This is a genomic window from Vibrio sp. B172a (assembly GCF_030248355.1).
GTDB classification, from domain to species: Bacteria; Pseudomonadota; Gammaproteobacteria; order Enterobacterales; family Vibrionaceae; genus Vibrio; species Vibrio owensii.
On the sequence record NZ_JAHGAC010000019.1, the window covers coordinates 64,539 to 80,715 of the forward strand.

At 45.5% G+C, this 16,177-nt stretch carries 20 protein-coding genes; 10 read left to right on the forward strand and 10 right to left on the reverse strand.

All coding sequences use genetic code 11. From position 1 onward, the window contains the following. Window positions 1-67: 67 nt before the first annotated feature. Entirely contained in the window at window positions 68-1,039 is a 972-nt protein-coding gene (gene kdsD / locus KIT90_RS17840; protein ID WP_285377875.1) for an arabinose-5-phosphate isomerase KdsD, read from the reverse strand. Window positions 1,040-1,074: 35 nt separating this feature from the next. Beyond that, entirely contained in the window at window positions 1,075-2,040 is a 966-nt protein-coding gene (locus tag KIT90_RS17845; RefSeq protein WP_009707637.1) for a calcium/sodium antiporter, read from the reverse strand. 399 nt (window positions 2,041-2,439) lie between these two features. On the opposite strand from KIT90_RS17845, the gene mlaF reads away from it, so the two are divergent. The 8 genes from mlaF (at window position 2,440) to KIT90_RS17885 (ending at window position 7,892) form a co-directional block, all read left to right on the forward strand. Further along, window positions 2,440-3,243, forward strand: a complete 804-nt coding sequence (gene mlaF, locus KIT90_RS17850; protein ID WP_270051936.1) for a phospholipid ABC transporter ATP-binding protein MlaF — start codon at window positions 2,440-2,442, stop codon at window positions 3,241-3,243. After that, the gene (gene mlaE, locus KIT90_RS17855; RefSeq protein WP_005436385.1) at window positions 3,233-4,024 is read left to right on the forward strand and encodes a lipid asymmetry maintenance ABC transporter permease subunit MlaE; all 792 of its coding nucleotides are present in this window, start codon (window positions 3,233-3,235) and stop codon (window positions 4,022-4,024) included. Before mlaF ends, mlaE begins: the two co-directional genes overlap by 11 nt. 2 nt (window positions 4,025-4,026) lie before the next feature. Further along, on the forward strand, window positions 4,027-4,524 hold the full coding sequence (gene mlaD / locus KIT90_RS17860; RefSeq protein ID WP_005436386.1) for an outer membrane lipid asymmetry maintenance protein MlaD: 498 nt from the start codon (window positions 4,027-4,029) through the stop codon (window positions 4,522-4,524). A gap of 3 nt (window positions 4,525-4,527) precedes the next feature. Beyond that, a complete protein-coding gene (gene mlaC / locus KIT90_RS17865) occupies window positions 4,528-5,166 on the forward strand; it encodes a phospholipid-binding protein MlaC (RefSeq protein ID WP_005436387.1) in 639 nt (212 codons plus the stop codon). Next, complete coding sequence (locus KIT90_RS17870) at window positions 5,166-5,486, forward strand: lipid asymmetry maintenance protein MlaB (protein ID WP_005436388.1); 321 nt, start codon at window positions 5,166-5,168, stop codon at window positions 5,484-5,486. The genes mlaC and KIT90_RS17870 overlap by 1 nt, the downstream gene beginning before the upstream one ends. 3 nt (window positions 5,487-5,489) lie before the next feature. Next, window positions 5,490-5,744 carry a BolA family iron metabolism protein IbaG gene (ibaG, locus tag KIT90_RS17875; protein ID WP_005432865.1) on the forward strand — a complete coding sequence of 85 codons (255 nt, stop codon included), beginning with the start codon at window positions 5,490-5,492 and terminating at the stop codon, window positions 5,742-5,744. Between the two features lie 9 nt (window positions 5,745-5,753). Then, the gene (gene murA / locus KIT90_RS17880; protein WP_005436390.1) at window positions 5,754-7,019 is read left to right on the forward strand and encodes a UDP-N-acetylglucosamine 1-carboxyvinyltransferase; all 1,266 of its coding nucleotides are present in this window, start codon (window positions 5,754-5,756) and stop codon (window positions 7,017-7,019) included. 147 nt (window positions 7,020-7,166) lie between these two features. Beyond that, complete coding sequence (locus tag KIT90_RS17885; protein ID WP_005436392.1) at window positions 7,167-7,892, forward strand: 1-acylglycerol-3-phosphate O-acyltransferase; 726 nt, start codon at window positions 7,167-7,169, stop codon at window positions 7,890-7,892. 87 nt (window positions 7,893-7,979) lie between these two features. Here KIT90_RS17885 and KIT90_RS17890 read toward each other — a convergent pair whose 3' ends face one another. From KIT90_RS17890 to arcA, 6 genes are all read right to left on the reverse strand, one after another. Further along, window positions 7,980-8,369, reverse strand: a complete 390-nt coding sequence (locus KIT90_RS17890) for a RidA family protein (RefSeq protein ID WP_005432832.1) — start codon at window positions 8,367-8,369, stop codon at window positions 7,980-7,982. Window positions 8,370-8,535: 166 nt separating this feature from the next. Then, the gene (pyrI, locus tag KIT90_RS17895) at window positions 8,536-8,997 is read right to left on the reverse strand and encodes an aspartate carbamoyltransferase regulatory subunit (protein ID WP_020195884.1); all 462 of its coding nucleotides are present in this window, start codon (window positions 8,995-8,997) and stop codon (window positions 8,536-8,538) included. 17 nt (window positions 8,998-9,014) lie between these two features. Beyond that, window positions 9,015-9,944, reverse strand: coding sequence for an aspartate carbamoyltransferase (pyrB, locus tag KIT90_RS17900; RefSeq protein WP_005441998.1), 930 nt, complete (start codon window positions 9,942-9,944; stop codon window positions 9,015-9,017). Window positions 9,945-10,033: 89 nt separating this feature from the next. Further along, entirely contained in the window at window positions 10,034-10,159 is a 126-nt protein-coding gene (locus KIT90_RS27840) for a hypothetical protein (RefSeq protein WP_005432831.1), read from the reverse strand. A 69-nt stretch (window positions 10,160-10,228) separates the two neighbouring features. After that, window positions 10,229-11,233 carry an ornithine carbamoyltransferase gene (locus KIT90_RS17905; RefSeq protein ID WP_285377883.1) on the reverse strand — a complete coding sequence of 335 codons (1,005 nt, stop codon included), beginning with the start codon at window positions 11,231-11,233 and terminating at the stop codon, window positions 10,229-10,231. A 157-nt stretch (window positions 11,234-11,390) separates the two neighbouring features. Beyond that, window positions 11,391-12,611 (reverse strand): arginine deiminase, encoded by a 1,221-nt coding sequence (gene arcA, locus KIT90_RS17910; RefSeq protein WP_005432859.1) that lies wholly within the window; start codon window positions 12,609-12,611, stop codon window positions 11,391-11,393. Between the two features lie 584 nt (window positions 12,612-13,195). Here arcA and rraB point away from each other — a divergent pair. Next, window positions 13,196-13,612, forward strand: coding sequence for a ribonuclease E inhibitor RraB (rraB, locus tag KIT90_RS17915; RefSeq protein ID WP_005432867.1), 417 nt, complete (start codon window positions 13,196-13,198; stop codon window positions 13,610-13,612). A gap of 171 nt (window positions 13,613-13,783) precedes the next feature. Continuing rightward, a complete protein-coding gene (locus KIT90_RS17920) occupies window positions 13,784-14,584 on the forward strand; it encodes a hypothetical protein (RefSeq protein WP_285377885.1) in 801 nt (266 codons plus the stop codon). Between the two features lie 16 nt (window positions 14,585-14,600). Here the strand turns inward: KIT90_RS17920 and KIT90_RS17925 are convergent, their stop codons facing one another. Next, window positions 14,601-15,506: a bifunctional helix-turn-helix transcriptional regulator/GNAT family N-acetyltransferase gene (locus KIT90_RS17925; RefSeq protein WP_285377887.1), complete on the reverse strand. Its 906-nt coding sequence runs from the start codon at window positions 15,504-15,506 to the stop codon at window positions 14,601-14,603. 115 nt (window positions 15,507-15,621) lie between these two features. Further along, complete coding sequence (locus KIT90_RS17930) at window positions 15,622-16,020, reverse strand: DUF2061 domain-containing protein (protein ID WP_005432839.1); 399 nt, start codon at window positions 16,018-16,020, stop codon at window positions 15,622-15,624. Window positions 16,021-16,177 lie beyond the last annotated feature (157 nt).

Consider the following 16,177-nt stretch of genomic DNA (forward strand, 5'->3'; position numbering starts at 1 on the left):
TCAGTACTTCCCTGACCATTGCCTTAATCTGTTAAATCAATTCGTTAAGTCTTTTGGGGGCGTGATCTTACATCACGCCTGCTTTAAGTAAATCATGCATATTCAGTGCGCCAACAATTTTATTGTCATCGCACAAGATCAGAGCATTGATGTTCTTGTCTTGCATTAAGTTTAGCCCTTCCACTGCCAGCATTTCTGGGTGCGCGGTGGTAGGGTTCTTCGTCATTACGTCACCGATCGCTGTGGTATGGATATCAATGCGTTTGTCCAGAGTACGGCGCAAATCACCATCGGTGAATATACCAAGCATAGCATCGTGCTCATCGACAATAGCGGTCATACCCAAGCCTTTTTCCGAAATCTCGAGTAAGGCGTCACGAATCAGAGCATCCGGTGATACTTTTGGTAGTGCATTACCGAAGTGCATTATATCAGACAGCTTAAGCAGCAATTTTCTTCCCAGTGCACCGCCGGGATGTGACAAGGCAAAGTCTTCTGCTGAAAAACCACGAGCTTGCAATAGTGCAACTGCAAGGGCATCACCCATTACTAATGTCGCTGTTGTGCTGCTTGTTGGAGCAAGGCCCAGCGGACAAGCTTCTTTAGGGACTGTAATTTGCAAATGCAGATCGGACAGTTTCGCCATATTTGATTCTGGCTTGCCTGTCATGCTGATGATTTTGATGTTCAGGCGTTTCAAAACTGGGAATAGAGACAAAATCTCATGAGACTCCCCTGAGTTTGAAATCGCAACAACAATATCACCAGCGCTGATCATGCCTAGGTCACCATGCGCAGCTTCGCCAGGGTGAACGAAAAATGCCGAAGTGCCAGTGCTCGCAAGGGTCGCAGCAATTTTATTGCCGATATGACCTGATTTGCCCATGCCCATTACGACAACTTTGCCGTTATTGGAAAGAATCAATTCGCAAGCTTGTTCAAACTGCGCGTCAAAGTATTGGTCAAGTTGTTGTAAGGCCGTTACTTCGATATCGAGAACTTGTTTAGCAGCAGCGCGAAAATCAAATTGAGTGGACATATCAGTGCTCCAATTTGTCTTTACTTATTATGTTATTAAGCGGCCATGTTTGCGAATAGGTACACTTGGTAAGCCAAGAAACACACAAACAGGATGCCACCTTCAAGGCGGTTAATGCTGCGTGATTTACCAAGACACATCGCTACCAAGAGTAGAGATACACCTAGCATCACCCAGAAGTCACGACCCATTGCGTACTCGCTTAAGGTTGAAGGGTTAATGATGCCTGGTAGGCCCATTACCGCAAGAATATTGAATACGTTTGAGCCGATGATGTTACCCACAGCCATGTCGTCTTCGCCTTTTAGAACGCCAGCAAGAGATGCGGCAAGCTCAGGAAGACTAGTACCAATGGCAATGATGGTTAGGCCGATAACGAGATCACTCATGCCGAAGTACTTAGCAATAACCACGGCGTTATCAACCAGCATGCTTGCTGCCAAAGGAAGCAGTATCAAGCCAATCACTACCCACATAACGGCTTTTGAGTTGCTCACACCGTCTGGAACTTCAGACTCTTGCTCATCAACGAAAGCATCGCCCGCTTTTTGTTCTTTGCGGCTGATTTGCAGCATGGCAAATAAGAAGCCACCAAACAAAACAAACAGCAGTACACCTTCGTAGAAACCTAGATGACTGTCCCAAAGTAAGATACCCGCTAGAACCGTCACTGCTATCATCAAAGGCAGCTCACGACGAATAACGGCAGAACTGATAGAAAGCGGTTTAATTAGGGCTGTAATACCTAGGATCAGAGCGATGTTGGCAATGTTCGAACCCAGAACGTTACCTACAGCAGTGTCGGTTTTGCCGTCCCATGCTGCGGTTGCAGAAACCATCATTTCTGGTGCCGAAGAGCCCATTGCTAGAATGGTCATACCGATCACTAGAGGTGAAATACCGACGTTGCGGGCCAGAGCGGCAGAACCAAAAACAAGTTTATCTGCACTCCAAACAAGTAAAACAAGACCGACGATAAGCAACGCTACGGCTTCGAGCATGATGATTCCTAAGTAATAAAATAAGTGAAATGAGTAACCGCTAATTTTGACCTTTTGCGGCCAAAAATGGAAGATAAACAACAAATAAATTAAAGGTTAGTAACGAAATTGTGTTTAATTGTTGCTCATATACTCGTCGTTCAGAATACGGTTAATCTGGCATGGGATATAAACACCTTCCTGTCATTTCGTCATAATTTATGAAGAATTGCTTGAATTTCGCGGGCTTTATTTAATTGAACAGTGCTTTTAATTAACGTTCAATGTGCTTATGATTGCAGCCTAATAAGTGTACCGAAGTCACTTTAGGATATTCTCGACGTAATATCTTGAAAACAATCGGGGTTGAGTTGGATTGCAACTCTGTGAGAACCGCTCACAAACAGTAGAAGAGATAGTATGTCGAACAACGATTTAGTTACCGTTAACAATCTCACTTTTTCACGCGGCGAACGCAAGATCTTCGATGGTGTTGATTTGCAAGTGCCAAAAGGAAAAGTGACCGCCATTATGGGGCCGTCGGGGATTGGTAAAACGACACTGCTGCGCCTGATAGGCGGGCAGCTTTATCCTGAGCAAGGAGAGATCTGGTTTGATGGCGACAATATCCCATCACTATCTCGTAAAAAGCTTTATCACGCTCGAAAGAAGATGAGCATGTTATTTCAGTCGGGTGCTTTGTTTACTGACTTGAACGTGTTCGACAACGTGGCGTTTCCTTTACGTGAACACACAGAACTTTCTGAAGAATTCATCCGCACCATGGTGCTGCTAAAGCTTGAAGCCGTTGGCTTACGTGGTGCGGCAAAGCTGATGCCTAGCGAATTATCTGGCGGTATGGCTCGACGTGCTGCGTTAGCGCGTGCAATTGCACTTGATCCAGACCTCATCATGTACGATGAGCCGTTTGTAGGGCAGGACCCAATCACCATGGGTGTGCTGGTCGAATTGATCAGTAATTTGAATCGAGCACTAGGCCTGACTTCAATTGTTGTTTCTCACGACGTTCCTGAAGTGATGAGTATTGCTGATTGGGTTTACTTGATGGCCGATGGCAAAATCATAGCCTTTGGTACGCCGCAAGAACTGAGAGATAACCCTGATCCTCGCGTGCAGCAATTCTTAAAAGGTGAAGCTGATGGGCCAGTACCATTCCGCTTCCCTGCTCAAAGTATCGAAAAGGACTTATTTGATGGCCGATAGCTTTATTCAATTTGTCGCTTCTTTAGGAAGACGCACACTCGCCATCTGTGAAGCGTTTGGTCGCGCGACTTTAATGCTCATTGGCGCCTTGGTGACTCGACCTCAGCCAATAAAAAACTTTCCGTTACTGATTAAGCAGCTTTACTCGGTTGGCGTTCAGTCATTGGCGATTATCGTCGTTTCGGGTTTGTTTATCGGTATGGTGCTTAGTCTGCAAGGTTATGTTGTGCTGGTGGACTATGGTGCAGAAGGTAGCCTTGGTCAGATGGTGGCTCTATCGTTGCTACGTGAACTTGGCCCTGTTGTTACGGCGCTTTTGTTTGCTGGCCGTGCTGGCTCTGCTCTAACAGCAGAAATCGGACTCATGAAAGCAACGGAGCAGCTTTCTAGTATGGAAATGATGGCCGTCGATCCACTAAAACGTGTTATCGCACCGCGTTTTTGGGCTGGTGTCATCTCAATGCCTCTATTGGCTATGATCTTTATGGCGGTTGGCATTTGGGGAGCTCAGATTGTCGGTGTGGATTGGAAAGGCGTAGACCACGGCAGCTTTTGGGCTGCGATGCAATCTTCGGTTGAACTAGGTCAAGACATCGGTAACAGCATGATCAAATGTATCGTGTTCGCGATTACCGTTACTTGGATCGCTCTATTTAATGGCTATGACGCTATTCCAACTTCGGAAGGGATCAGCCGAGCAACGACGCGCACTGTTGTGCATTCTTCTTTAGCAGTACTGGGACTAGACTTTGTACTGACCGCATTGATGTTTGGGAATTAATCATGCAACAAACACGTAAAACAGAATTATGGGTTGGCAGCTTTGTATTAGCAGGAATTTGCGCGATTCTTGTGATGATTTTTCAGGTTGCTGACGTAAAAAGCATTGGCTCTGGCAATACTTACACCCTGAAAGCCGAGTTCGATAATATTGGTAGTTTGAAAGTACGCTCTCCAGTGAAAGTTGGTGGCGTTGTTATCGGTCGTGTAAGTAACATTACACTTAACCCTGATAGCCTATTACCAGTCGTGAGCTTGTCGATTAACAGCCAGTATAACCAGTTCCCTGAAACTTCTAGTGTGCAAATTTTGACATCAGGATTGATTGGTGAGCAGTACATTGGCTTGGTTCCAGGCTTTGTTTTTGACGATGAAGAAATGCTTGTTGATGGTGATACCATCGAAGACACCAAATCTGCATTAGTATTAGAAGACCTGATTGGTCAGGTACTTTACAGCATTGGTGGCTCAGGCGATTCTGGTGACACGAGTAAGGAATAACCCATGTTTTCTAGACTATTACTTTCATTCGTAGCGGCGTTTACTGCTTTTGGTGCAGTGGCAGCTGAAGTAGATAAAACTCAGCCATATTCAATGATGAAGCAGGTTGCTGAAGTGACGTTTGAGCGTCTGAAAAACGAGCAACCGCAAATCAAACAAGATCCAAACTTGCTCAAAACCATTGTTGAAGAAGAGCTGATGCCTTACGTCAACGATCGCTATGCGGCATTGAAACTGCTTGGTCCAAACTTGAAAGGGGCGAAGCGTGAAGATGTGGGTGAATTCATCACAGCATTCCGTGCTTATTTGGTGACTTCATACGCGCAAGTGTTAACACAATATACGGATCAGCAAATTGAATTTGGCCCTGAGCCAAAACTAGACCCTTCTAAGCGCATCACGAGCATCAAAGTCGATATCATTGACGCGCCGCGTCCAAATATCAAACTTGAGTTCAAACTGCGTAAAGATAAGAAAACCGGTGAATGGTTAGCATTCGACATGGTTGCAGAAGGCATTAGCTTACTATCGAGCAAGCAATCAGAGTGGAATACTCAGATTCGCCAAGACGGTATTCTTGCGGTCGCAAAAGATTTAGAGAAATTGGCAGCACAACCAATTCGCTTCGAGGCAGCAAAGTAATGGCGCAGTCTCATTCTCAGTGGCATTTACAAACAGACATTCTTAAGCTTACAGGGGCGCTGGATCGCGATACAGTGCCCGCATTGTGGGCGGTGGCACAGCAATGGCAACCTTCTCAAACCGAGCTAGAATGCTCGCTCCAAGAGATTGAACGCATTGACTCTGCGGGAATGGTGATGTTAATCCACTTATTAGAGCATGCAAAAAAGCAAAACTGTCATATAATGCTCAGTTTCGTGCCGGCGCAATTGCGCACTTTGTTTCAGCTGAGCAACGTTGAATCTTTAGTGGCCAAACATATACAGAATTATCAGGGGTAAATTGTGGATAGCGCAAAAGTACAACAGTTACTAGAAGAAGCACTAAACCTTCAAGAAGTGCATGTAAAAGGTGAAGGTAGCCACTATGAGGTGGTTGCTGTTGATGCTTGTTTCGATGGAATGAGCCGCGTTAAGAAGCAGCAGTTAATTTACGGTCCTCTGATGGATTACATCCAGCGTAACGACATTCACGCGCTATCGATCAAAGCGTTCACTCCAGAAGAGTGGGCTCGTGATAAGAAGCTAATGTCGCTTTAAGGTTTATTGATGGAAAAGTTTCGAGTTATTGGGTCAGATAAACCACTGGTTGGTGAAGTGACCATTTCAGGTGCAAAAAACGCAGCACTGCCGATTTTATTTGCGTCTATCTTGGCGGAAGAGCCTGTAGAAGTGGCGAACGTGCCACACCTTCGTGATATCGACACAACCATGGAACTGCTTAAGCGTCTTGGCGCAAAAGTAAGTCGTAATGGTTCCGTTCATGTCGATCCAAGCAGTATCAACGAATACTGTGCTCCTTACGATTTAGTAAAAACCATGCGTGCATCTATTTGGGCGCTTGGTCCTCTTGTAGCTCGATTTGGCCAAGGTCAGGTTTCTCTACCTGGCGGTTGCGCTATTGGTGCTCGTCCTGTTGATTTACATATTACTGGTCTAGAACAGCTTGGTGCAACCATCACCCTAGAAGATGGTTACGTGAAAGCAGAAGTCGATGGTCGCCTTAAAGGCGCGCACATCGTGATGGACAAAGTGAGTGTTGGTGCAACGATCACTATCATGTGTGCAGCAGCGCTTGCTGAAGGCACAACAACGCTAGACAACGCAGCGCGTGAGCCTGAAATCGTTGATACAGCGGATTTCCTAAACACACTTGGCGCAAAAATCTCTGGTGCGGGTACTGATACCATCACTATCGAAGGCGTTGAGCGTCTAGGTGGTGGTAAGCACAGCGTAGTGGCTGACCGTATCGAAACCGGTACCTTCCTAGTTGCAGCAGCGGTTTCTGGCGGCAAAGTTGTATGTCGCAACACCAATGCACATCTGCTAGAAGCGGTACTGGCGAAGCTAGAAGAAGCGGGTGCATTAGTAGAAACTGGTGAAGACTGGATTTCTGTTGATATGACTGACCGTGAACTGAAAGCAGTAAGCATTCGCACGGCTCCGCACCCAGGTTTCCCTACTGACATGCAGGCGCAATTCACGCTATTGAACATGATGGCGAAAGGCGGCGGCGTGATCACTGAAACTATCTTTGAAAACCGTTTCATGCACGTACCTGAATTGATGCGTATGGGCGCGAAAGCAGATATCGAAGGTAATACGGTTATCTGTGGCGACGTAGACTCTCTAAGTGGCGCACAAGTGATGGCAACGGACCTGCGAGCTTCGGCAAGTTTGGTGATTGCAGGTTGTATCGCAAAAGGCGAAACCATCGTTGATCGCATCTACCACATCGACCGCGGTTACGACAAAATCGAAAATAAACTGTCTGCACTTGGCGCAAATATTGAGCGCGTGAGTGAGGCAGGTTAAACTGCATCGCAGTTGACCTAGATATGAAGAGAGCCGAAACTCAGGTTTCGGCTTTTTTATATCGCGCTTTCTGTCATAGTTCATAACTATGTTCAAAGAGACAATAATAGCTGTAGCTGGCGCAAAGCCGGTTCCTGGAGAACAACAATGATTGCACTGTTACGTGTATTTGCTGTCGCAATTTTCGCAATTGTGATGTTTATTGGTGGTTGTGGTTACTGCCTACTAAGCCCTCGAAACCCTAAGCACGTGTTCACCTTTGGTCGTCTATTCGGCAAGATGTCGCGCGTATTTGGTATCAAGCTTGAGCTGCGTCTTCCGGAAGATGCGTACTCTCGCGGTCAGCATGTTTACATTGCTAACCACCAAAACAACTGGGACCTTTTCACTGTATCTTCTGCAGTAACACCAAAAGTGGTAACAGTAGGTAAAAAGAGCCTAGCGTGGATGCCGTTGTTTGGTCAGCTTTACTGGCTAACAGGTAACATCTTGATTGACCGTGCAAACCGCTCTAAAGCAAAAGGCACTATCGACCAAGTCGTGGACAGCATCAAAAACAGTGATGTTTCAGTATGGATGTTCCCAGAAGGTACGCGCTCACGTGGCCGTGGCTTACTGCCATTCAAGACTGGTGCATTCCATGCCGCTATCGGTGCAGAAGTGCCAATCATTCCTATCGTGTGCAGTTCGACAGACCATATCAAATTCAACCGCTGGAACAATGGTCATGTGATCATTGAGATGCTGCCACCAGTTAGCTCTGAAGGTTACGGCAAAGAAGGCGTACGTGAGCTAGCGAATATTTGCCGCGAGCAAATGAAAGAGAAGTTGGCAGAGTTGGATGAAGAAGTGAAACAGCGCAACGCTGCTTAAGTGTTACTGCGATATCATCACAAAAAGATAATAAAAAAAACGGGTAGCCTGAGCTACCCGTTTTTTTATGCTTGTCAGTAAGTGCAATTATTTGCGAACTGCAATTGCTTCAATCTCGATACCTACATCTTTAGGCAGACGAGCGACTTCCACACAAGAACGCGCAGGGTAGTTTGCTACTTCATGCTCATCGAAGAACTTGCCGTAAACTTCGTTCACTGTACCGAAGTCGTTTAGGTCTTTCACGAATACTGTCATTTTAACGATGTCAGTCACTTTAAGGCCTGATGCTTCAACAACAGCTTTTACGTTTTCTAGAGATTGACGAGCTTGCTCTGCGATGTCTGCAGACACTTCACCTGTCGCTGGGTTTACTGGGATTTGGCCAGAAGTTAGAACCATGTTGCCTAGATCTACGCCTTGAACGTAAGGACCGATTGCTGCTGGTGCAGACTCAGTGTGAAGTACTTTCGTCATTTGAATTGTTCCATCTGTTTAGGGGGAATAAAGAGTTTGCTCAAGTATCTTGAGCGTTCTTAAGAAGAATCAGTTTGCCTTTAAACATGAAGCACGTAAAGAGCAAAATACCCCGCATTAGCGGGGTATCAGTCAATTTATCGTTAGCAAGAATCGAAGCGAGAAATTAACGCTCAGTCACGATCTCACGTGCGAATACTTTCTCACAGTATTTACACTTCAGACGGATTTCTTCCTTCTTCTCGAACACTTGGAAGCTGCTCGCAACCGGCTCGTTGTGGGTAATGCAGTTAGTGTTTGGGCATTCAAACACGTTTTTAACTTGCTCTGGTAACTCCAGCGCTAGCTTCTTCACAACTTCGTAGTTTTCGATTTGGTTTACGGTCGCATGTGGTGCGTAAAGTGCCAGCTTACTTGCCTGCTCTTCGTTGATGAACACGTTCTCAATCTTCAGTAAGTCTTTATGACCGAGTGCTGATGAAGGCAGGTTCAGACCGATGGTTACGCGTTGAGAAGAGTTGTGCATATCGAACAGCTTCAGCACCTTAATACCAATTTGTGCTGGAATGTGGTCGATTACTGTGCCGTTTTTGATTGCTTCAACCTGCAATTGAGTTTCTTTAGCCATGTTATTCTCTCCCTCGATTACAGTGTTTCGTTAAGAACCAGTGCCAACAAAGCTTGGCGTGCGTAAACGCCGTTTTCTGCTTGTTGGAAGTAGTAAGCGTGTGGTGTGACGTCGACGTCTGTGGTGATTTCATCCACACGTGGTAGTGGGTGTAGCACTTTCAAGTTCTCACGCGCACCTTCTAGTAGTGCCGCTGTTAGGATGTAAGCTGACTTGATGTGCGCGTATTCAGATTCATCGAAACGCTCTTTCTGTACGCGAGTCATGTACAAAATGTCTAGCTCAGGAATCACGCTTTCCATATCTGTGTGCAGGCTGTACTGGATACCTGCTTCATCTAGCTCTTCGCATAGGTAATCTGGCATCGCAAGTGCTTCTGGTGCAACGAAGAAGAAACGGATGTTATTGAACTTCGCCAATGCTTGCGTCAATGAGTGTACGGTGCGGCCGTACTTTAGGTCACCAACGAACGCAACGTTCAGGTTGTCTAGACGACCTTGTGTTTCCGCGATGGTGTATAGGTCGAGTAGCGTTTGCGTTGGGTGTTGGTTTGCGCCATCACCAGCGTTGATAACTGGTACGCCGTTAGAGAACTCAGACGCCAAGCGCGCTGCGCCTTCTTGAGGGTGACGCATTACGAATGCATCGACATAAGAAGAGATCACTTGAACTGAGTCAGACAGCGTCTCACCTTTTTTCGCCAGAGAGGTGTTACCACCGTTATCAAAACCAATAACATCGCCACCGATACGTTGAATCGCTGTTTCGAATGACAGACGAGTACGTGTGGATGGCTCAAAGAAACAGCTCGCTACAACCTTGTTTTTAATCAGTTCTGGACGAGGTTCTTTTTTTAGCTGACCTGCAGTTTCTACAATCAGTTCCAGTTCTTCACGTGAAAGCTCTGGAATAGAGATGATGTGCTTCTGGTAAAGCGAGTTCGCCATGATCTTCTTCCCTATAACAGTGGTGACTATCCCCAAAATTACCCTGATGGAATTTCGGACATAAAAAAACCTCCCCAATTGGGGAGGTTTTAAAATTCAATAGAATTAACGAAAATAACAGCACGTAAGCGTAGTCGCTTAGCTAGAGCAAATCGCGTTTTTACGTCAGCAATCGGCGTGGTCATTTCGTAATCCTCAGACAAATTGCCGAGCATTATACGCTTAACTTTCGTGAGCGCAAGCGATTACATCATGGTTTTTGTTACCATTTTTAATGCTTTGGTTTAGCTGCCTAAGGTTGCCACCATCACGGCTTTAATTGTGTGCATGCGGTTCTCGGCTTCATCGAATACGATAGAGTATTCAGACTCAAACACCTCTTCGGTGACTTCAAGCCCTTTCATTCCGTATTTCTCTGCTACCTCTTTACCCACAGTCGTTTCATCGTTGTGGAATGCTGGCAGGCAGTGCATGAACTTCACATGAGGGTTACCCGTTTGCTTAATCACATCCATATTGATTTGGTAAGGTGCCATCAGCGCAACACGCTCATCCCAAGCCTCAGCCGACTCACCCATCGAGACCCAAACGTCGGTGTATAGGAAGTCACAGCCTTTAACGCCTTCTTCAACGTTTTCCGTCAGCGTGATTTTCGCGCCGGTTTGTTGGGCAATTTCTTGGCAAGTTGCCACTAATGCTTCTTCTGGCCAGAACGCTTTTGGTGCTACAAGGCGAATGTCCATGCCCATTTTTGCTGCGCCAACCATGAGTGAATTCCCCATGTTATTGCGAGCATCACCAAGGTAAGCAAACGTCATCTCATGCAGTTGTTTCCCACGCCCGTGCTCTTGCATGGTCAGGAAGTCTGCAAGGATTTGGGTCGGGTGGAACTCATCCGTTAAACCATTCCAGACTGGTACGCCAGCATAAGTACCAAGCTCTTCAACAATGGATTGACCAAAGCCACGGTATTCAATCCCGTCGTACATACGACCAAGAACGCGAGCAGTGTCTTTCATCGATTCTTTATGACCGATCTGTGAGCCAGAAGGACCGATGTAAGAGACTTGAGCGCCTTGGTCAAAGGCTGCGACTTCAAACGCACATCGGGTACGAGTAGAAGATTTCTCAAAGATTAGTGCGATATTTTTACCTTGAAGTTTCTTCTGCTCTGTTCCTGCATATTTAGCTTTTTTCAGCTCTGCAGACAGTTCGAGCAAAAACTGGATCTCTTTGGTTGAGAAGTCCAATAGCTTCAAAAAGTTGCGATTACGTAGATTGAAAGCCATAGCTCGTCCCTTAGGTCGTTTGGTTGATAAAGAATAAAAGCATTAAAACATATAAATGCTTTTATTGTGAATAATTATTTTAACTGAAAACAAAAAAAGGTTGATGCATTCACATCAACCTTAGTCTCAATTGGTTTTATTTGGTGGGAGAGGTTTCTCAAATATCGTCACGTTCGATAGGGCAGCTCATACAACGTGCACCACCACGACCGCGACCAAGCTCGTTACCCGGAATAGTCAGGACTTCAATGCCAGCTTTGTCGTACTTCTCGTTAGTGTAGACGTTACGTTCGTAACCAATCACAACACCAGGTTTCACCGTCAGTACGTTGTTGGCATCGTTCCATTGCTCTCGCTCAGCTTCGTAGCTGTCACCACCCGTTGTGATGATCTTCAATTGGTCTAAGCCAAGTGCCGATTCAATGGCATGCAGATAGTTGTGTGATGCTTCGACATGCATTTCACCGTTGCCTTTAGGTGTTAGGCGCCAAGTGTCTAAATCTTTACGCATGATCTCTGGGTATACCGAGAAAGTGTCTACATCCATGTGCGTCATGACCGTATCAAGGTGCATGCACGAGCGGTGTTTTGGTAGGTCGATAGCAATCACTTCTTTCGCCTGACCAGATTTAAACAGGCTTGCCGCTAAGTTTTCTACACCTTGCGGGGTTGTGCGCTCAGACATACCAATTAGAACCGCACCTTTACCGATAACCAGTACATCACCACCTTCAACGTTAGCATTGTCGTAGTGTTGGTCTTCATCACCAAAGTAGTTAATGAAATCTTGACCCGCGAAGGTTGGGTGCCAGCGATAAATCGCGCGCAGATGGTTGGTTTCGCGTTGACGTGCAGGCATCATCATTGGGTTAAGAGAAACACCGCCGTATACCCAGCATGACGTGTCACGGGTAAAGAGGTGGTTAGGCAGAGGTTCGATCACGAAATCCAGTGGGCGCTTCATCTTCGGCAACATTGATGAAGATTTGATTGGCAGTTCGGAGTATGCCAAGCCGCCAAGAAGAATGCTTGCTAGATGCTCATCGTCCATCTCTGCGAAGTACTGGCGTAAGTCACGAGCGAAAGTCGGACCATAACGGAAGTCAGAGATCTGAGTATTCAACAACCATTGTTTTGCTTCTGGAACCGCAAGGGTTTCAACCAGCAGATCATGAAGCAGTAGTACTTCGACATCTTGTTCACGCAGTGTGCGCGCAAATGCGTCGTGTTCTTCACCAGCCGCTTCGACCGCCAATACGTCATCAAACAGTAGCTCGTGGCAGTTCGATGGCGTTAGGTGTGTGAGGGCGCGCTCTGGGCGATTTAATAGAACTCGTCTTAGTTGACCAACTTCTGATCCAACGTACAGCTTACTCATTTTGCATCCTTACAAATATTCCAGCCGTTAGTTATGACAAGCTTGGTGCAAAGATGCAAGTCCTAGAACTTTGATTATATATTGCAAAAATATCGTTTTTTGGCGTTATATTTTGTAAATGATTCCTTGGTGTATTTTAATTCTATATTTTGTTGTTTGTTCATGACTTTTAAAAAGTGCGTTTTTATTCTTTTTCGTTCGAGAAAGAACTCATACATCAAAAGTGCATAAAACATGCATAACCATTCTGAAATATGCAGTTTTTAGCTTTCTTTTATTCGTTAGGTCAGAATTACCGAGCCGTTGCTGTATTCACTCCAAGATCATAAACACGCAAACAAGCCTAAAATTACTCGTCTTAGGTTCAATTAGGATCTTCTGAATATTAAAGATTAGCCGTTTTTGTTAATTTTTTGTTTCTGTGAGCGGAGTTTAGATTTGCGAGCAAAAATTATCATCAAGAATCACCGCAGTTTGGTGTTTGTTTGTGGCTTTTCATCGCAATCCGTGCCATATTTCACCGCATTAACGTACTCAGTTTAGAGTATAGTGTTTCCATCAAGTAACTAATCTGGAGCCAAAACATGTCTCACGAAGATGAATATCTATCAGTAGAAGAATTAATTGAGATTCAAAAGGAAGAGACTCGCGATATCATTGCAGCATTGCTAGAAGACGGCAGCGATCCAGATTCACTATACGAAATCGAGCACCACCTATTTGCTGAAGACTTCGACACGCTAGAGAAAGCGGTTGTTGAAGCGTTCAAGATGGGCTTTGAAGTTCTTGAAGCTGAAGAAACAGAAGATGAAGACGGCAACAAACTGCTTTGCTGTGATGCAACAATGGAATCTGCACTAAACGCAGAAGCGATTGATGCACAGGTTGAGAAACTGGTTCATCTTGCAGAAAAATACGACATCATTTACGACGGTTGGGGTACTTACTACGAAGGCGAAGATGCGCTTTACCCTGAAGAAGATGATGAAGACGAAGAGTAATCCTCTTATTCAATCTAAGAAGCCAGCGTTTATCGCTGGCTTTTTTGTGCCTTGAAAATGATAACCGCCGATGACGATAAATAATTCTCATTGAGTTTGTCTGCTTATAGCCTGTAACCCTAAGTTAGTTGTGTATATAATGCGTGAAAATTGATCTAGCTCAAGGTGTATATGCAACTCTCACTCGCCGGTTTATGGCAAGTCTCTCCACTGACGGACCTTTCTATCCCACAGGATGACATTACTTTCCCTGCTCCTTTGAGTCAGGTATTGCCTGCTGAACTGACTGAAGAAGCGATTCGTCAGCAAGAGTGGCACCTGATGCACGACATTGAAGTGGACGAATCCATGATGGCATTCCCTGCGGTAGAAATGGTGTTGGGTGGTGTGGATTACCATGCAGAAGTGCGTTTGAACGGGGTAGCATTGTTCGACTGTGATAGCTCACAAAGCGTGTACAAAAAAGACATTCGTCCGTTCATGCAGATGGGGCGTAACCGTTTTGAGATCCTGTTCCTTGAGGAAGAAGAAGATCTTCTGTTGGATGAGGATAAACCAGAGTTGTGCTCACTTGCAGATCATGAATACCAAAAGAGTGATGAGCGCTTAGGGGTATGGCAAGAACCGTATTTGCAGTTTATTCGCAATGTGCGTTTAGACCGCGTGGCTACCGAGCAGATTTGGCACCACGGTGGTGGTTGTGAGTTTAAGGTGGATTTGTACTACCAAACTTTTGCGCCGGGTTTAGTATCGGCATCGGTTAAGTTCAATGGCATGACTTACCATATTCCTATTGATGTCCGAGCGGATCATGCGAGTGCTTTGTTCCAGATCGAAGCGCCAAAGTATGCCGATCTTAATGATCCCGATCCAAATGATCTCTACGAACTCGTGGTGGAGTTGGATGGGCAACGTCAAGCATTTACAGTGGCGCTTAGCCAAGAGCTCTGTGTTACCCACCTTGTACTTTAAGTTTTGGGATAAATTGCTATAACGTTTTAAGCATCACGACTTCACATGCATCATGCCCCGTTTGTCCTAGCGGGGCATCGAGATGCTCAAAGCCTAGTTTTTCATACAAGCCTACCGCTTCTCTTAGACATTCTGTCGTTTCTAAATAGCACTGCTGATACCCAAACTGTTTCGCCAGTTGTAAGCTCAATGCGACGATGCGTTTGGCTAAACCGTGCCCTCTTGTTTGAGGTAAGAAGTACATCTTTTGCAACTCACACACATTTGGCTCACCAGCTAAAGGTGCAAAGCCGCCGCCGCCCACAATCTCGCCTTGGTATTCGACTACCCAGTAGGCTGCGCCTTGCTGGTCGTAAACCGAGTACATGTCATCAAGCGTTGGATCGGCCACACCATAACCTTTGTCTGCGGTTAAACCGTATTCTGCAGATACTTTACGAATCACGTCTGCAACTTGCGAGTTATCTGCTTTGGTAAGAGGTCGAAGAACGTATTCTTCAGCCTGGCACACTTTCGTTAACCCTTTTAGGTAAGTCTCTAGACCAAGTTTGAGTTGCTCTTGCTCGCTGTCATCGAGTTGGGTAAGCACTTGTTCAAAGAAGCTGTTTTGCTGCTGGTCTAGTTGCGATAACGCCTGTTGCCCTCGCTCTGTAAGCGCTACAAGTTGGCTACGTTTGTCTTTTGGGTTTTCGATGCTCTCAACCAAGCCTAATTTAATCAGACCGGTAACGGTTCGACTCGCATTGGACTTGTCGACATTAAGCTGCTGTGCCAGTTGATTGATGGTCAACGGCTGCAGCTGGATTTCACCTAACGCGTGCGCTTGCACTGGAGTGAGAGCGACATCGCCGCATTGTTTATCGAGCATACCAAGCAATCGGACGGCTTGACGGGAATAGTGTCGAAGTTGACGAGCATTCATTATCACTTACCTCTAAAAATAAAGTTGCGCACCGCAATTAAATTAATTGCGGTGCGCAACTTTGTCAATGGTAAATGTTATTTTGCTCGTTAGGAGGCGTATTGAGCCTCCATGTTTAAGCGTGTTGGTGTAAACAGAACTGTGGTGCTTGGTTATCTGATTTACGCATCCATACTTTCTCGTGGAAGTAGTAAGCCACAGTGTTCAAGCTTGGCTCTAGCATCGCCATGATACCGCCGACAAACGCATCACCTGTTAGTAAGTAAACCACGCTAAACGCAACACTGAAGTGGATAGTGGCAAAGCTTGCGGTTTTTAATTTGGTCATCCACTGACGAGCTTTAAGCGCTGGGACTTTTGCCCATGCCTTTTCATGAAAGTAGAAAGCGACGGTATTCACTGAAGGCTCAATCATGGCAATTAAACTACCAATTAGAATGTCGCCAGTAAGCACGTAAGCGACACTAAACGCGATTGTAAAATGGAGTGCTGCAAAGGTTAGTGTCTTTTTCATGATAATTACTCAATCGTTGTGTTGTTTCGATAGGTCTATTATTGAGAATTATTATCATTAAATCTAATGGGCAGTTAAGATTAGTTTGATAGGTAAAAACTATTAAATAGGAGGGAAAGTAGGAGAGAAGAGCGAATATCTTTGAAAGCTTTCCGAG

What these genes read in the sequence shown, in the direction of transcription:
- kdsD (WP_285377875.1), bottom strand. Translation starts at nt 1,039, where the DNA reads ATGTCCACTCAATTTGATTTTCGCGCTGCTGCTAAACAAGTTCTCGAT.
- KIT90_RS17845 (WP_009707637.1), bottom strand. Translation starts at nt 2,040, where the DNA reads ATGCTCGAAGCCGTAGCGTTGCTTATCGTCGGTCTTGTTTTACTTGTT.
- mlaF (WP_270051936.1), top strand. Translation starts at nt 2,440, where the DNA reads ATGTCGAACAACGATTTAGTTACCGTTAACAATCTCACTTTTTCACGC.
- mlaE (WP_005436385.1), top strand. Translation starts at nt 3,233, where the DNA reads ATGGCCGATAGCTTTATTCAATTTGTCGCTTCTTTAGGAAGACGCACA.
- mlaD (WP_005436386.1), top strand. Translation starts at nt 4,027, where the DNA reads ATGCAACAAACACGTAAAACAGAATTATGGGTTGGCAGCTTTGTATTA.
- mlaC (WP_005436387.1), top strand. Translation starts at nt 4,528, where the DNA reads ATGTTTTCTAGACTATTACTTTCATTCGTAGCGGCGTTTACTGCTTTT.
- KIT90_RS17870 (WP_005436388.1), top strand. Translation starts at nt 5,166, where the DNA reads ATGGCGCAGTCTCATTCTCAGTGGCATTTACAAACAGACATTCTTAAG.
- murA (WP_005436390.1), top strand. Translation starts at nt 5,754, where the DNA reads ATGGAAAAGTTTCGAGTTATTGGGTCAGATAAACCACTGGTTGGTGAA.
- KIT90_RS17885 (WP_005436392.1), top strand. Translation starts at nt 7,167, where the DNA reads ATGATTGCACTGTTACGTGTATTTGCTGTCGCAATTTTCGCAATTGTG.
- KIT90_RS17890 (WP_005432832.1), bottom strand. Translation starts at nt 8,369, where the DNA reads ATGACGAAAGTACTTCACACTGAGTCTGCACCAGCAGCAATCGGTCCT.
- pyrI (WP_020195884.1), bottom strand. Translation starts at nt 8,997, where the DNA reads ATGGCTAAAGAAACTCAATTGCAGGTTGAAGCAATCAAAAACGGCACA.
- pyrB (WP_005441998.1), bottom strand. Translation starts at nt 9,944, where the DNA reads ATGGCGAACTCGCTTTACCAGAAGCACATCATCTCTATTCCAGAGCTT.
- KIT90_RS27840 (WP_005432831.1), bottom strand. Translation starts at nt 10,159, where the DNA reads ATGCTCGGCAATTTGTCTGAGGATTACGAAATGACCACGCCGATTGCT.
- KIT90_RS17905 (WP_285377883.1), bottom strand. Translation starts at nt 11,233, where the DNA reads ATGGCTTTCAATCTACGTAATCGCAACTTTTTGAAGCTATTGGACTTC.
- arcA (WP_005432859.1), bottom strand. Translation starts at nt 12,611, where the DNA reads ATGAGTAAGCTGTACGTTGGATCAGAAGTTGGTCAACTAAGACGAGTT.
- rraB (WP_005432867.1), top strand. Translation starts at nt 13,196, where the DNA reads ATGTCTCACGAAGATGAATATCTATCAGTAGAAGAATTAATTGAGATT.
- KIT90_RS17920 (WP_285377885.1), top strand. Translation starts at nt 13,784, where the DNA reads ATGCAACTCTCACTCGCCGGTTTATGGCAAGTCTCTCCACTGACGGAC.
- KIT90_RS17925 (WP_285377887.1), bottom strand. Translation starts at nt 15,506, where the DNA reads ATGAATGCTCGTCAACTTCGACACTATTCCCGTCAAGCCGTCCGATTG.
- KIT90_RS17930 (WP_005432839.1), bottom strand. Translation starts at nt 16,020, where the DNA reads ATGAAAAAGACACTAACCTTTGCAGCACTCCATTTTACAATCGCGTTT.